This window comes from Sphingobacterium pedocola (assembly GCF_015209965.1).
GTDB classification, from domain to species: domain Bacteria; phylum Bacteroidota; class Bacteroidia; order Sphingobacteriales; family Sphingobacteriaceae; genus Sphingobacterium; species Sphingobacterium pedocola.
Genome location: NZ_MU158689.1, coordinates 2,170,403 through 2,185,439 on the forward strand (window position 1 = coordinate 2,170,403; position 15,037 = coordinate 2,185,439).

Sequence of the window (15,037 nt, forward strand, 5' to 3'; positions counted from 1 at the left end):
CGCATTCTTTATCGTCACTACTTTCTTAACCAAACAAAATACCAATATGCTTACTTACAGATATTTAAACTACAAACCATTCACTTCCTTCAACAGCAACACCCGATCAGAACCATATACTTCTTTGATTGTCTCGATGCTATTGTGTTCGAATACAAGCTCAGACCAGCCCATAAAGAAAATCCAATCTTTTTGTTCCTGCAATACAGTTACAGAAGGTAATTTTTGACATTCGCCTATTCCCATAGGTTTGCCATTTGCGACCCGTTTTATAGTCTCATATTTTTCTTTTGAAAATCCAGAAGCATCATCATAGACATCAAGGGAGACGATATCCCAATACTTATCACCCGGGTTGTACAAATCGGCATCCTTATCCAGGGATGGAAAGTCCTGAATATTCCATACCCATATTAAATTGTCGAGCCCCTTTTCTTTTACCATGTAATCATGCACCCAACGGTACAGTTTAACGGTACCCTCTTCACCCGGACGGCCACCCCACCAAAACTTTCCTTGATTCATCTCGTGAAACGGCCTGAACATAGCCACCACCTTATTGTCTTTTAATCGCCGAAGATGGACGGCTACTTCCTCCATCATCGTAACGAATTGCGTATGGATGCTTGTTCCCTCGGTAAAAAGTTCCTCCCATTGTTTATCCGTTAATGTGCTCAACACCCCTTTACCATCATCCCAGGCACAAGGCTGCCCGTTTGCAGGATTACAGGCGTGCCACATGATATTAACGATTGCACCGTTTTTAAACTGCTCAATCGCTTCGCTAATCATGGTTTCGCGGTGTTCAATATTTTCCTTTTGAAACAAGAAATCGCCGCTCCACAATGCAGGATAATCACCTACCGTTTTATGTACCGCATCGGTCCACTGTGCCGGCTTACTGTTCGGTTCCCGATTGTGAATGCCACCGAGCACATACTTCGATTTAATATCGGATAAGAATTTCAGTATACGACTTTTCTCCGCCTCGATCACACCCGAAGCCGAGTCGACCGTTTGCGTCATCGTCGTATCACGTTGTTTTGCGGTCGATCCATTTTCGCCCCCGCAGCCCGACAGCATTATTAAAGCCGCCGCGACCAGTCCTTGATAGTACAGTTTCCCTTTCACCATGCAAATATTTTTAATTTAAAAATGCGTTAATTAACCGTGACCTCTTCCGCCATTACATACATATTAGGCAAATCTTTGGAGAATAAGCTCACCGAACTCCGATACAGTACCTTGAAATCTTCCACCGAACTATGCCCTTTCCACGGACCATAGAAGTGAAACCCCTCCTTCAGGGGATCGTACGCGTTCCGCCACAGCACCACCATGCTTATCTTTTTACCGATCAACGGTGTCAGTATTTCCTTCGTCCAATACTCGGTATACGGCGCACCTCCATTTCTTATCCCTTCTATTCCTACTTCCGTTACACCAGAGGGTTTAAGCTTTTCTTTCGACAGCTCCTGCAACGCTTTAAGATTAGACTGGAAAGCCTGCGTATTGGCGCCGTGATAACAATCCATTCCAATAAAATCCACGAAGCTATCTCCCGGCCAACGAAACAACAGCTCCTCCCGGCCGCCTACGTTATCCCGTTGCGGCGAGATCGCATAAATAAAGTTGTTTACACCCTTCACCTCTTTTAAATAGTTCAAGGTAAATTTCCAAAGTTGAATAAATTCATCGTTTGTTGTACACTTGCTTCCCCACCACGACCATTGTTGTGTGTGTTCGTGAAAAGGCCGGTAAATAATGGGGATCAGTTTTCCCTGCTCGTCTTTAAGCGACAGGGCAAATTCCGCTAAGTTATCCAGCCACTGCTTAAATTTTACATTTGTGGCGCTTCCGTCCTGTAGAATCTGTTTGGCCACATCGTTGGATGAGTTGTCCCAAGAATCTCCTCCCGTAAGGGGATTATTCAGGTGGCACACCGCCGTAATTACTTCACCACGCTTGCGTGCTTCCAGAATGGTCCTTTTCCGTACGGCATTTAGGGTAGATGTCGCCTTGCGGTCGTCCATCACCTCGGCAAAATCGACACTGAATACAGCCGGATAATCCTCCACGATTTCGTAGACATCCGACCGACCAGGTTCGTTCATCCATTCACGTCCATAGATCAACGCGTCATGGTGCCCAAACATAAATCCTTTGCTCTGTATTCGCCAGAGCTGCGAATAAAGCGCTTTCGTTTCCGCCGTAGCAGATTTATCGTATAAGCTCAATGACACCGCCTCATCCTTGCCCTTGTCATCATCGATGCTATCGTCTTTCGATTTCCCACATCCTACGGTAACCATCAAAAGAAAGGCAAAACTTAAAATCGTATTTTTGTTCATAACCCGTTATTTAGTTCTTTTTAACTTCGACCCAATATCTTCTCGGCTTTTTAACGAACTTATCGTAGTCCGAGTAAATAGCCGACCAATCATCCGTACCGTTCAACGCAAAGGCAAAAGCATTATGCTGTATCGTCTTGGTGAAACCGTTACCCAAATCTTCTGCCGTAGCTCCTAAGAAAGAGCAATTTACACGCGTTCCATCCGCAAAAATTAAGGTGAGTACATCCGTAGTATAATCCCTTTCCCATGTACCTTCACCCTTTGGCAGCTTGCGATAAAAATGATTCACATCGGTACGCGGATCAAGGATATAGGTAAAATCCGCATAGAGACCATCCGCTCCGGCATCATTTATAAAATCCCCTGTCGTTCGGCCTGTAGGCGTCACACCGGTCAGGGTAAATGTCAACTTGTTATCCAGCTCTACTTGCGGGCCGTCCGTAGCCGGCCAAATCCAAGGCTTGCTCGTTAACGATAGTACAGCACCACCTCCATATTCAGGCCCCGTTCCGCCGTATACCACTAGGTCCGTGATATCGTATGTTCCGGTTATGGTTTCTTCAAACGGCTCCACCTCTACCTCCCATTCCCTCAATTCGCCCGTCTCGGCTGTTACCTCGTATTTAAACGTATAGTCATTTGCCAAAAAATCAACCTGCTCGCCCGAATTCGGAAAAACTGAAGCCCGATATGACTGCTGGATAATGGGCCTCACCTTCGAAAAATCCGTATGCTCTTCCACCAGCACCTTTACCTTTACTTTTCCTGCTGTGCGATCTACTACCGCAGCACCGATCTGGGTAAAACCCTCGCCCATCGTAAAGTTCTCAATAGACTTTTCGTTGCTTTTAACGCCGTCGTAAGGATCTTTCTGGCATCCCACAAATAGTCCAAGCATCAGCAGCACCGCTAGCGCCGCTTCTATTTTCAATATTTTCGATTTCATGGTTAACATACTTAAGGTTTTATTAAAGGGTTTGAATCAATTTCACGTTGTGGGATAGGGAAGAAATAAGCGCCAGATGTAATGCTTTTCCCATACTTCACCACCAATACCTTTTCCATGCTATTGGTACGGCGAAGGTCGAATAACCTATTTCCTTCAAAAGCCAATTCGAGTGCGCGCTCCTCCACAACAGCCTCTCTAAACGCAGCTGGCGCTAGATTCGGCGTCAATGGTCCTAACCCCGCGCGGTTGCGAATTCTATTCACGGCAGCATAGGCTTCCGTAGTCGGCCCAGCAGCTTCGGCATATACCAGCAAGATATCCGAATAACGGATTACCGGCGAGTTTGTACTCATCTTATCCGCATCCCGTAAGGGGTCTATAAACTTTCGGGTAAAGGGGCGTGAAAAATCGTTTATTCCCAACGGAATAACGTTGCCGTCGGGGTTCACCACTTCCGACACAATCAGATCAGTTTTTCGTTTATCGCTCGCATTATAACTGTTATAATGATGCGCCTCCATCTGGAAATGGTTCCATCCACGGCCAATATTGATCGATTCCGTATTCGGATCACTGGGATTATAGGGGATTGTCATGACGAAGCCCGGATCCGGCAAAAACATATTGGGCAATTTGGAGTAGTTACCTTCCCGTTCACCGGAACGATCTACCGCTGCATCGAAAATATGCTCCGAGATCGCTGCATTTTTATACACTTCCGTATTCCAGATATCCGGAAGTACATCCGTAAAATTAAACACCTGTTGATCGTTGATGACTTTACCTGCATAATTCCTTGCCTCATCATACATCTCATCGCTATTCGTTACGAAATCATAGCCAGCCGAGCCCGAAGCCTTAGCAGTGGCCAAGTGCAAATACACTTTTGATAGTAAGGCCTGTGCCGCCACGCGGTTTGCACGACCTTCAAAATTCTTCACCGCAGACATCAATTCTTCGCCCTGTTTCAAATCGGCAATAATCACATCATACAGATCGGATATGCTGGACTTCGCCACCGGTATCTGCCCCGCCTCTACCAGCGGCTCCAAACGAAGGGGTACCTCGCCAAATAAACGAACCAAGTTAAAATTGTGCAGCGCACGCAAGAAATACCCTTCCCCCACAATTTGATTGCGGTCTGCATCCGGCATATTCGGTACGTTAGGCACATTGGTAATGACCGCGTTGGCCCTTGCAATGCCTCGGTACATATAAGTCCAAAGGTTATCTAAATCAGAATTGGTCGAGGTCGTCCGCAGCTGCTCCAGTTCAAAATTCGCCTGTCCCGCATCCGATTTTGCTGTTAGGTTTTCCGTCGGCAGCTCCGTAATGAGGTAATAACCCCGCGAATAGTATCCCACTTCGGGCAATATTGCATACGCATAGACCAGGCCCGATAAGGCATCCTCTGCGGTTTTATAAAACGAATTAGAATTCACGATACCATAGGGTTCTTCTGTCAATTTCGAGCACGACAGAAAAGTGCTACTTGCTATTCCCGCTAGGCAAATGCCTGCAATAATCTTATTCATCTTCATGTCTTTTTGAAATTTAGGTTAAAATCCTACCGATACACCAAAAGAGTAAGCCCGAGGACGGGGGTAGTTACCCCAATTTATCCCGTCCAAACCCACCTCCGGATCAAATCCCTTATTAAATTTGGTAATCGTCAACAAATTATTTCCCGATGCATACAACCTGATATTGCTGATCCCTTTAATCATTCCCGGTCTAAAGCTATAACCGAGTGTTACATTCTGAAGGCGTAAAAACGATCCATCTTCCACAAAGAAATCAGACGCTTTATACCCCCGTGTATTATTCGCGCGTGGATAGAGATTGCTTGAGTTATCCGGGGTCCAGCGCTGCACCTGCCGACTAGGTGTCATCTTCTGCAAATCGAACACATCGTTGCCATATACGCCATAAAACTGTGCGTTTAAATCAAAGCGCTTATACGAAACCGAGGTGTTAAAACTGTAAATAAAATTCGGGGTCGGATCGCCTATAACGACGCGATCGTATGTCGGATCGATCGTACCATCGGGGCTACCATCCGCACCGGCTATATCCGTATACTTAATCTCACCCGGGATAGCTTCCGCTCCTGTAAGCCCCGCTTCTATCCCCTCTTCGAGCGATTGGATAATACCGTCGGAGCGATACCCGTAAAAGGTATACATCGGCTGCCCGATAATAAAGTGGTTCACATTCTGACGCACCATTTCGATCAACGATCCCGTCACCACGCGGTCGCTTTCGCCCATGGCGACCACCTTGTTTCTATTCAAGGCGAAGTTACCGCCTACAGACCAGCTTAAGTCTTCCCGTTGGATAATCCCCGCGTTGAAGCCCATTTCGAAGCCGCGATTACTGATCTCTCCATCATTAACCCATTGTTGGTCAAAACCTGATGACGGCGAGATGGTACGTGTGCGTAATAAATCTTTCGTATGCTTATCGTAATAATCTAGGGTTAACGTAAAGCGCTGGTTCATAAAGCCGATGTCTAATCCCAGGTCGTATGAAGTCGTTGTCTCCCATTTTAGGCTTTTGTTTCCTAAGCCGCCAACAATGGTTAGCCCCTGTTCATTGTTGGCACCTGCCAACCCAGGACCAAAGCCCGTCATAAAGCCGTTTTGTGCGCCAACATAGTAGCGTTCCGAGCCAAATCTGTCTAAGGTTTGATAAGGTGAAATACCTTGGTTACCCGTCAGACCGTAGCTTGCACGTAATTTCAGTTCGGAGAATGCGTTCAGATCTTTGATAAAAGATTCTTCATTTAATTTCCAGGCTACCGCAGCCGAGGGAAAGAAGGCCCATTTGTTATTTTCACCAAATTTGGTCGATCCATCTGCACGCCCCGTAACCGTAAATAAATACTTATCCAGCAAGGCATAGTTAGCCCTACCAAACCAGGAGTGTAAGGTAGACGCAGATAGACCATTGCTGAGCACCTTAGTCTTGGCGCTGTTTAAATTTTCGTTCTGCAAGTTGTCGTTCACGAAGTTCATCCCCATGAGGTTGCTTGTGCGCGTCCGGGAATTCTGGAGGGAAAAACCACCCACGACGTTCAAGCGATGGATATCGTTGAATGTCTTATCGATCGTTAAGTAGTTCTCATTGACCAGTTCATTGTTATTATAGTTGTTGATCGCACCATACCCTGTATTTTCATATCCACGGAATGTAACATTTGCCGGTTCGTATACATCGCCGATCGAATTCCCATACTTGGTACTTAATTGCGTTCTAAATTGCAACCAGTTAGTAAGTTTTGCGCTGACGAATATCGTCCCCAGTACGTCGATCGTTTTCGACTTGTTAAGTACCTGGTTTGCGATCGCAATGGGGTTACCAAAATCCATGGCCGATGTACGGAAGTAATTTCCATTTTCATCATAAACCGGAAATATCCGTGAGCGGCCAGCACTTAGGTTTTGCCCGGTATTATTGGTATAGGTTAATATGATATTTGTTCCCGCAGAGATTGCGTTCGTTAATTTTTGGTCCAGGTTAAGCCTACCCGTGTATTTGTCATACGCATTTTTAATGGCTAGACCTTCCTCTTTATAGTAATTGCCCGACATGGAATATTTTGTATTGTCCGAGCCACCATCTACTCCCAGCGTATAGTTTTGCGAAAATGGATTGCGGTATACCAGATCGGCCCAGTCTGTATTTGTGTTCCATTGCGGTTTGTTGGGATCCAGGCCGCGTAATTCGGCGATGGATGGGAAATACACTCCGCTTCTCACTTCACCAAGATACGGCAATTGGCTCAGCGGTGTGCCACCGTTAAGCGCAGCCTCATTCGCATACACAGCCTCTTCAATACCATCTCGCCAAAGATCAGGCTTCACGGACAGCGTAGAAATGGTATTCAACGTATTTAATGATATCCGTGGCGTGCCTGCACGTGCTTTTTTGGTTGTTACCATAATCACACCATTCGCCCCTCTTGATCCATAAATCGCGGCTGATGATGCATCCTTTAATACCTCTATAGATTCAATATCCTCCGGATTGATTTGTTTCAGATCCCCTGCATCCCCCCAGGGAAAACCATCCACCACCACAAGAGGTGCATTCGATCCACTTAACGAGCTATTTCCGCGGATACGTACCGTGGCACCGGCGCCCGGCTGTCCACTGGATATCGCTACCTGCACACCGGGAATCTTACCCTGCAGCAGCTGATCGACCGACGAGGCCGGTGTTTTATTTAAATCACTTCCTTTTAATGTAGCGACAGCCCCCGTTAGGTCGCTCTTTTTAACCCCTCCATATCCCACTACGACAACATCATCCAGATCCACCGTTGTACTTAAGAGGACGGCGTCAATGGTAGATCTATTGTTGAGGGAAATCTGCTGAGATTGCAATCCCACCGAACTAAAAGACAACACATTCTCCTTATCGGCGACGGTTACCTGATAGCTCCCCTCTTCATTCGTGGTAACGGTATACGTACCCGATTTCACCGTGACACCAGAGAGCGGCTTTCCCTCGCTGTCTCTTACCACACCAGACACCGAACGGCTTTGTGCCATCGTGAACTGGACCGCGAAAAGTACACTACAAAAAATAGCGCAGGTTCTTAATAAACTTCTTCTCATTATACTTAACATTTAGATTTATACATCGCTTATTTAGGCAACTTGTCATCCGTTTCGATGTACGATCCGAATTCCTCAAATTGGTTAGCCATCAGCGTTAGACAAAGATATTCTAAAGCAGGTCAATCAGAGCAATACTATTTTAACCAAATATTATACTCAAAATAGTTAAAAGGCTATTTGGAAAACAGATAACACGAAAAAAGATATATATTATTTTAACTATTTATATGAAAATACGGCTACCGCTAAAGTTTATACGGTATTCAGAAGGGGTACAATTCTTCTTTCGTTTAAACGCCCTGTTAAAGTTGGATATATTATTAAACCCACATAAGTAGCATATTTCAGCTACCGTATTGCTCGTTTCGATCAACATGCGGGTGGCATGCCCGAGTCTGATTTCATTCAGGTTGTCGATAAAGGTTTTTCCAGTTCTTTTTTTGATAAAACGGGAAAATGAAACTTCAGACATATTCACCTGATCCGCAACTTCTTTGAGCGATACCGAAGAACCAAAATTTTTATTCATAAACTCAAAGGCCGCATCCAGCCTCCTGCTCCGGAAATTCAGACTTTTATCCAGTAGCATATCACCTTCCACCAGTGTCTTGGAATCTGTGCTGACCGATAACTCGCGCAAAATAAGCATGAGTTTAATCACGGAATCAAAACCGATCGTTTTATGAAGTGTGAGGATTTCGGGGGCTATTTTTTCAACAGTTTCCTTCGAAAACTGAATGCCAAAGCGGCTCAGTTCAAACATCCGTTTTATAAAGTTCAGCTGGTTTTTATGGAGAAAATTATCGCTAAATAGGTCCTTGTTCCACTGTATGGTCACTTCTGTGATTTTGGTTGACCGACAATGATGATTAAACCAACCATGGGGCAGATTGGGTCCGGTGAGCACCAATTCCAAATCATCGATTTCTTCCATTTTGTCACCCACTACGCGCTGCGCACCTTTTGCGTACAAAATCATGTTTAATTCGTATTCCTCATGATAATGATAGGGAAAATCGAACTTCTCTTTCTCTCTATGGAATACGGTAAAACATTCTGTTTCCCGTAAGGGCGTCACTTCTTTGATAGCGTTGTGGTTCATATTAGTCAAAATACTATCAACTAAAATAGGGATTGCAACATTAAAATCATAGCGCAATCCCTAATAATTGTAAAAAATCGTCGTATTTTAACAATTTAGATTCATATATGGATAAAATAGTATCAGTCGAAACTCACCTAAAAGCAAAAACATGGCAACATATGGGCTACTTTTTTATAAAAAAATTATATTTGTCAAATAAATCTTAGTGAACGGGGCAAAATCCTGATAAAATGGCAATCCAATACACCGGGATTATGAATAACATACAGCATGCGGCAAGACAACTACAGCATACTATCCGACGAAATATTAGTTGACCTTATTCGACAACATGACGAAAAGGCCTTTGCTGTAATTTATCAACGGTACAGTGCACCGCTGTATGCCCACGCCTATGGATTTGTCCACGATCGCGAAGAAATCAAAGATATCCTTCAGAAAGTATTTGCTAAAATTTGGGATTTGAGAACCCAGCTTCCAGATCAAGTCAAGCTCTCCTCCTACCTCTATCAAACGGTTAAAAACACGATCATTAATCATATTGCGCACAGCAAGGTAGTAGACAGTTACCTTGCCAACATTTCCCATTATGCTAAAAATTACATCGCAGACACCGACCATCATGTTCGCGAGAAGCAGCTTCAGGAAATAATTGATTATGAAATTAGCCAACTTCCAATAAAAATGAGGGAGGTTTTTGAGCTAAGCCGATCTCAACACCTCACGCATAAACAAATCGCCGAAAAACTAGGCATTACGGAAAAAACTGTGAAGAATCAGATTACAAATGCATTAAAGCTCCTGCGATCAAAACTGCCTCTATTGCTATTTATCCTTGCAATAATACCCAATGAGTCCTAGTTTTCAAGAGATGAAATGAATTTTTTAATTTTTCTTTTAAAAAAAACACTTTTTTATGGGACCAAGGCACGAGGTAACTGTCTTACCCAATAGAACAACACAATGAAAGCAACGTGGAAGAACCGAATCATCGTATAGATAGCTATTTACTAAAACGATATGCTACAGGACAATGTACCGAGGAAGAAGAGGCCTTTATCGATTCCTGGTACGTCGCCCACAAGCGTAGTTCATCCATCGGCGACATTCCGCAACAGCAGCTGGAAAAAGATCTGGCTAACGTGTGGAACCATTTGGAGGCACATATACAGGAAGATCGTCCGATCACAAATTGGAAAAAGTGGCTATCTGCGGCAGCAGCCGTTTTGATCATTGGTGCGTCAACGTACCTATATTGGCCGTCGCCCGATCGGTCGATATCTGTCGAACATTCCGAAACTGTCTACGAACCCGTCGACATCGGCGAGGTACATTCGGTCAGATACGCTAAAGTGGATGTTGAGCCAGCGCAAAGCCAAGCCATTCTAATTTTATCCAATGGAGAGCGGGTACACATCAATAAAAACATGCCCAGAATAAGCCGTACAGATCATACAGTCGGCATAGATTTAAGCCACAGTGACCACATTGTTTATCAATCAGAAGCAGACGAAACCAGCTCGACCCAAGCACTAACCAATACCCTTGTCGTACCCAAAGGAAGTGTATATACGCTCGTACTGGCCGACGGCACCAAAGTATCGCTGAATGCTGACAGTAAACTCGTATTTCCGATCCAGTTTAATAGAAAGAAACGCGAAGTCTACCTCGAAGGCGAAGCCTATTTCGAAGTGAGTAAAAAATCGATAACCGACGGCGACACAGCCTTAAGGCAAGAATTTATTGTGCATGCCGGTCCATCTAGCGTACACGTATTGGGTACCAAGTTTAATGTTAAGGCCTATAAAGGAGATAACACCAGCAGCATTACGCTCGAAGAAGGAGCGATTGCCCTTACAACACCCCGCACCGCAAGCCCACTACGCTTAAAACCCGGACAGCGCGCCACCAATCACCCCAACGAACTGGTTGTAGAAGAAATTGCGTTACACAAGGAACTTTCCTGGAAGAATGGTGACTTCTATTTCGAAGCAGCCACCATACAAGACATCATGCGTCAGATCTCGCGCTGGTATAATGTGGAAATACAATATTTAAGCGAACCCGACCAACAACAATATATCAGTACAATCTCGCGTACCAAAACACTTAAAGAAGTACTTGAAATTCTGGAAACGACTACCGGATCCAGATTCGACATTCAACAAAAAGGAAACGAAAGGAGGGTGATGGTAATACCTTAAACACAACATATATAGGTGTTTTCGGAAAAAACTAGGAGCGCAGCCACGCCCCTAGCGCCAATTTCCGGAATCACGATCAGTAGTTACGACAAATTATGAATAACATGACATACCTCTTCGTTAGATGGGATGCTTATGTCCAAAAATCGGTAAACAAATGTATCAATATTTTTCAGTTAATGAAAAGCAAAGCACGTTTCAATCAACCTCAGAAACCACTGTCTTTTCAACATTATTTTTTAAATTGCTTATGCGGTTTCACCTCTTCTTCATTTTGTTTTTGGTTTTGTTTTTACAAACAGCAACAGCGCTGCATGGCCAAAATAAAATCAATTTACATGTAAAAGCTGCTACACTCGAAGAAGTATTGCAGCACGTAAGGGCTCAAAGCGGCTATGACTACGTTATCCGTCCGGAGCACAACAAAAAGTTTACACCTGTTACGTTCCGTCTTTCGGATATGGAACTGTCTACTATGCTACAGCTTTGTTTTCAAGGACAGCCTTTGGGCTTTGTCATCCAAAACAAGACCATCATCGTTACAGATAGCCAGCAGGAAAGAACCATTACCGGAGTAGTTGCCGACAACCAGCAAGTTCCACTTGCAGGCGCAACCGTACGTATAAAAAACACAACTCTCGAAACTAGAACCGACGACAAAGGCGTATTTACATTGGATAACGTACCACCCAAAGCTATTTTAGAAATTAGCTATGTAGGTTACGAAGTCCGCCAAATCGACCTTAGTGCTACCGACGCCAAAAATCTGGGGCCACTTTTTATACTCAAGCAACAAATCGCATCACTCGATGAGATCACCGTGCTTGCCAATACGGGATACCAGAAATTAGACCCAAGCAAAGCAACGGGGTCGATGGTCGTCATCGACGCAAAGAAAATTCAAGAAAGTCCGGCGCTGAGCTTAATGCAGCGTCTTGAGGGACAGATATCCGGTGTACAGTTTAACATGAAAGACAATAGACTCATGGTGCGCTCACCAAATAATTTTTCGTCTAGCTCTTATGATCAACGTTCCTACAGTAGCCCCCTGATTATCATTGACGGCTTTCCCGCGATGGAACAGCAACTCAGTGCCAACCCAACCGGGGCGGGTCGCTTGTACGCAACAAACTCCAGTGCCAGTATCTTAAACAACTTCAACCCCGATGATATCGCCAGCATTACGGTATTAAAGGATGCTGCTGCAGCCTCTATCTGGGGATCCAGAGCAGCCAATGGCGTCATCGTTATCGAAACGAAGGCAGGAAGAGGCGGAAGGAATACAATTAACTTTTCATCCACCTTCGGGACTACCGCCCCACCCGATCTGAATAATCTGCGCACCATGAATGCCGCAGAATATATTGAATTTGAGAAAGAACTTTACGACAACAAGTTCTTTCCCGATCCCACTACAGGCTGGCGCTATGGTAACCTTACCGACGCGCTCAATACGATGTTCCAAGCCGAACGCGGCGAAATAAGCATGCTTGAGCGCGATGCCATACTGACAGAGATGGGTACACGAAATAACCGAAATCAAATCCGGGATAACCTTTTACAGCATGCTCAGACACAGCAATACAACCTGTCTTTCAATGGCGCGGTTGGAGGTGCACAATATTATGCCTCTGCGGTGCATGCCAAAGACCGTCCTATTTATAAAGAGAACAGTGCGAGCAATACTTCGCTTACGTTCAATATCAACAACGCATATTTCAATAACAAGCTAAAGGTATCACTTGGATTAAACCAGACCATCCAAAAAAGCACCGTTAATGATGCGGCTATAAACGCCATTAAGCCCGGCACTTACGGATTGAGACCCTACGATATGCTACTCGACGCCAACGGTAATAGCAAAGCACGTTATTACACGTTTACGCCGGCAGTTACACAAGAGCGTTTCGAAAGCCAAGGCTACCTACCCTGGACCTACAATCACATCGACGAGCTGCAGTACAATAACGACCAGTACGACAATAACCTAACACGTATCACAGGTAGTTTGAACTACAAAGCACTTTCTTGGCTTAATGCATCACTTTCTGGCTCTTATCAACGTGGCTTACGCAACATGGAAAGCCTACGCGATAAAGAAAGTCATGAAATGCGGAGCCTGATTAACACCGGAACCACCATAAAAGATGGAAAGCTCGTTTACGGCGTTCCGATGGGCGGCAAATTTGTAACATCCAACAACAAATCAGACGAGTATTCCGTACGCTTTCAGTTAGATGCCGCAAAAACATGGAATGAAATCCATCAGTTAGACTTGTTTGCCGGAAGTGAAATCCGTCAAACGGAGGGAATGGGCTATTTACAAACCCGATATGGGTTTGACAGCGATACGTACCAGTCCGTGGCGGTCAATCCGATCGGTGAATACCTTACGATATATGGATCCAACCAGCGATTCAATATACAAGATGCACCTATTAACATCTCGCGTCAACGCTTTCTAAGCTATTACGCGAATGGAGGATACACCTTGATGAACAGGTATTACCTTACTGGAAGTATACGTTTTGATGATGCAACCCTCATCGGGGTCGATCGTGCTAAGCGGGCCAAACCATTCTGGTCTACAGGTATACGCTGGGATATCCATCAAGAAGCATTTATGTCCGATCTCACCTGGCTGGATCAGTTGTCTATCCGTTCCAGTATCGGAACAGGCGGCTCGGTACCGACTCAGGGTACATCGTTCACCGTTTATCAGTCCGCTACCCCCGATCCGTATACACAACTTCCAAATGGATACTTTACCGTACCTGCAAATCAGATGTTAGGATGGGAAACCACCCGGTCATTCAATACCGGACTCGACTTTTCCCTATTCAAGAGCCGGTTCGGTGCCAGTGTAGATGTATATAGCAAACGTTCCTATGGCATTGTTGCCAATGTCCCTTACAATTCGACCTACGGCTGGTCTTTCCTGAGCTTCAACACGTCTAATATGAAAAGTAGCGGTATCGATGTACAGCTACATGGTGATATCGTACGCACTCCACAATGGAAATGGAACAGCAGCATCAATTTTGCCTACACCACTAACGAAGTGACCGATAACCGCTTTCCAAACACCTCGAACACGCCGGGCACCGCGTCATCTGCTATCGAAGGCTATCCAATCGACCAGATTTTTGCTTACCGATGGGCCGGACTCGATAACAAAGGACGCTCGCAGGTTCAAGACCAAAATGGTAATATCATCGATGCCGATGGTTCCACATTTAACTTCACGCCCGAAGACTTACGTTATATGGGCCGTTTAACAGCACCGTATTTTGGTGGATGGAGCAACAATGTGTCCTATAAAAATTTCACTTTTACCGCACGTGTTACGGCCAATTTCGGACACAAAGTGCGCTGGAGAGAAGTTAATTCTTCACATTACCCCAATAATACAGGTGGCTTCAGTGGCTTCCTTTCTAATAGCAAGGCGCTCGTAGACCGGTGGCGCCAGCCCGGCGACGAAGCGAGAACGCATATTCCGGGTGTAGTCAACACCAATTTCAATAGTATCAACCGATTTGCGTTTGCCGACATCAATGTCATCAATGCGAGCCATATACGTTTACAGCAGCTTTCATTAAACTATGATTTCCCGGCGCAGCTCCTCAACCAGAATAAAGTAATAAAGTCGATGTCTATCGGCGTCACTGCCGCTAACCTGGGTATATTGTGGAAAAAATCCGATCTGGATATCGATCCAGAGTATATGTTTGATGGGCAATATCAGAGCATGCCGCCCGTAGCGAGCTATTTATTCCGTCTCAATGTTGGATTTTAATTTG

At 44.9% G+C, this 15,037-nt stretch carries 9 protein-coding genes; 3 read left to right on the forward strand and 6 right to left on the reverse strand.

Annotated elements, in window-relative coordinates; translation table 11 throughout:
* Positions 1–69 precede the first annotated feature (69 nt).
* The 6 genes from C4F40_RS09200 to C4F40_RS09225 form a co-directional block, all read right to left on the reverse strand.
* On the reverse strand, positions 70–1,134 hold the full coding sequence (locus tag C4F40_RS09200) for a glycoside hydrolase family 26 protein (protein ID WP_196939025.1): 1,065 nt from the start codon (positions 1,132–1,134) through the stop codon (positions 70–72).
* A 26-nt stretch (positions 1,135–1,160) separates the two neighbouring features.
* The gene (locus C4F40_RS09205; RefSeq protein ID WP_196939026.1) at positions 1,161–2,351 is read right to left on the reverse strand and encodes a glycoside hydrolase family 26 protein; all 1,191 of its coding nucleotides are present in this window, start codon (positions 2,349–2,351) and stop codon (positions 1,161–1,163) included.
* A gap of 10 nt (positions 2,352–2,361) precedes the next feature.
* Positions 2,362–3,300 (reverse strand): hypothetical protein, encoded by a 939-nt coding sequence (locus tag C4F40_RS09210; RefSeq protein ID WP_196939027.1) that lies wholly within the window; start codon positions 3,298–3,300, stop codon positions 2,362–2,364.
* 11 nt (positions 3,301–3,311) lie between these two features.
* A complete protein-coding gene (locus C4F40_RS09215) occupies positions 3,312–4,838 on the reverse strand; it encodes a RagB/SusD family nutrient uptake outer membrane protein (RefSeq protein ID WP_196939028.1) in 1,527 nt (508 codons plus the stop codon).
* Positions 4,839–4,862: 24 nt separating this feature from the next.
* Positions 4,863–7,925 (reverse strand): SusC/RagA family TonB-linked outer membrane protein, encoded by a 3,063-nt coding sequence (locus tag C4F40_RS09220; protein WP_196939029.1) that lies wholly within the window; start codon positions 7,923–7,925, stop codon positions 4,863–4,865.
* A gap of 226 nt (positions 7,926–8,151) precedes the next feature.
* Positions 8,152–9,030, reverse strand: a complete 879-nt coding sequence (locus tag C4F40_RS09225; protein ID WP_196939030.1) for an AraC family transcriptional regulator — start codon at positions 9,028–9,030, stop codon at positions 8,152–8,154.
* Positions 9,031–9,303: 273 nt separating this feature from the next.
* Between C4F40_RS09225 and C4F40_RS09230 the strand changes: the two genes are divergently transcribed.
* The 3 genes from C4F40_RS09230 (at position 9,304) to C4F40_RS09240 (ending at position 15,033) form a co-directional block, all read left to right on the forward strand.
* Positions 9,304–9,894, forward strand: coding sequence for an RNA polymerase sigma factor (locus tag C4F40_RS09230; protein WP_196939031.1), 591 nt, complete (start codon positions 9,304–9,306; stop codon positions 9,892–9,894).
* A 113-nt stretch (positions 9,895–10,007) separates the two neighbouring features.
* The gene (locus tag C4F40_RS09235) at positions 10,008–11,237 is read left to right on the forward strand and encodes a FecR family protein (protein WP_196939032.1); all 1,230 of its coding nucleotides are present in this window, start codon (positions 10,008–10,010) and stop codon (positions 11,235–11,237) included.
* Between the two features lie 250 nt (positions 11,238–11,487).
* The gene (locus tag C4F40_RS09240; protein ID WP_196939033.1) at positions 11,488–15,033 is read left to right on the forward strand and encodes a SusC/RagA family TonB-linked outer membrane protein; all 3,546 of its coding nucleotides are present in this window, start codon (positions 11,488–11,490) and stop codon (positions 15,031–15,033) included.
* The last annotated feature ends 4 nt before the right edge of the window (positions 15,034–15,037 follow it).

What these genes read in the sequence shown, in the direction of transcription:
- C4F40_RS09200 (WP_196939025.1), bottom strand. Translation starts at nt 1,134, where the DNA reads ATGGTGAAAGGGAAACTGTACTATCAAGGACTGGTCGCGGCGGCTTTA.
- C4F40_RS09205 (WP_196939026.1), bottom strand. Translation starts at nt 2,351, where the DNA reads ATGAACAAAAATACGATTTTAAGTTTTGCCTTTCTTTTGATGGTTACC.
- C4F40_RS09210 (WP_196939027.1), bottom strand. Translation starts at nt 3,300, where the DNA reads ATGAAATCGAAAATATTGAAAATAGAAGCGGCGCTAGCGGTGCTGCTG.
- C4F40_RS09215 (WP_196939028.1), bottom strand. Translation starts at nt 4,838, where the DNA reads ATGAATAAGATTATTGCAGGCATTTGCCTAGCGGGAATAGCAAGTAGC.
- C4F40_RS09220 (WP_196939029.1), bottom strand. Translation starts at nt 7,925, where the DNA reads ATGAGAAGAAGTTTATTAAGAACCTGCGCTATTTTTTGTAGTGTACTT.
- C4F40_RS09225 (WP_196939030.1), bottom strand. Translation starts at nt 9,030, where the DNA reads ATGAACCACAACGCTATCAAAGAAGTGACGCCCTTACGGGAAACAGAA.
- C4F40_RS09230 (WP_196939031.1), top strand. Translation starts at nt 9,304, where the DNA reads ATGCGGCAAGACAACTACAGCATACTATCCGACGAAATATTAGTTGAC.
- C4F40_RS09240 (WP_196939033.1), top strand. Translation starts at nt 11,488, where the DNA reads ATGCGGTTTCACCTCTTCTTCATTTTGTTTTTGGTTTTGTTTTTACAA.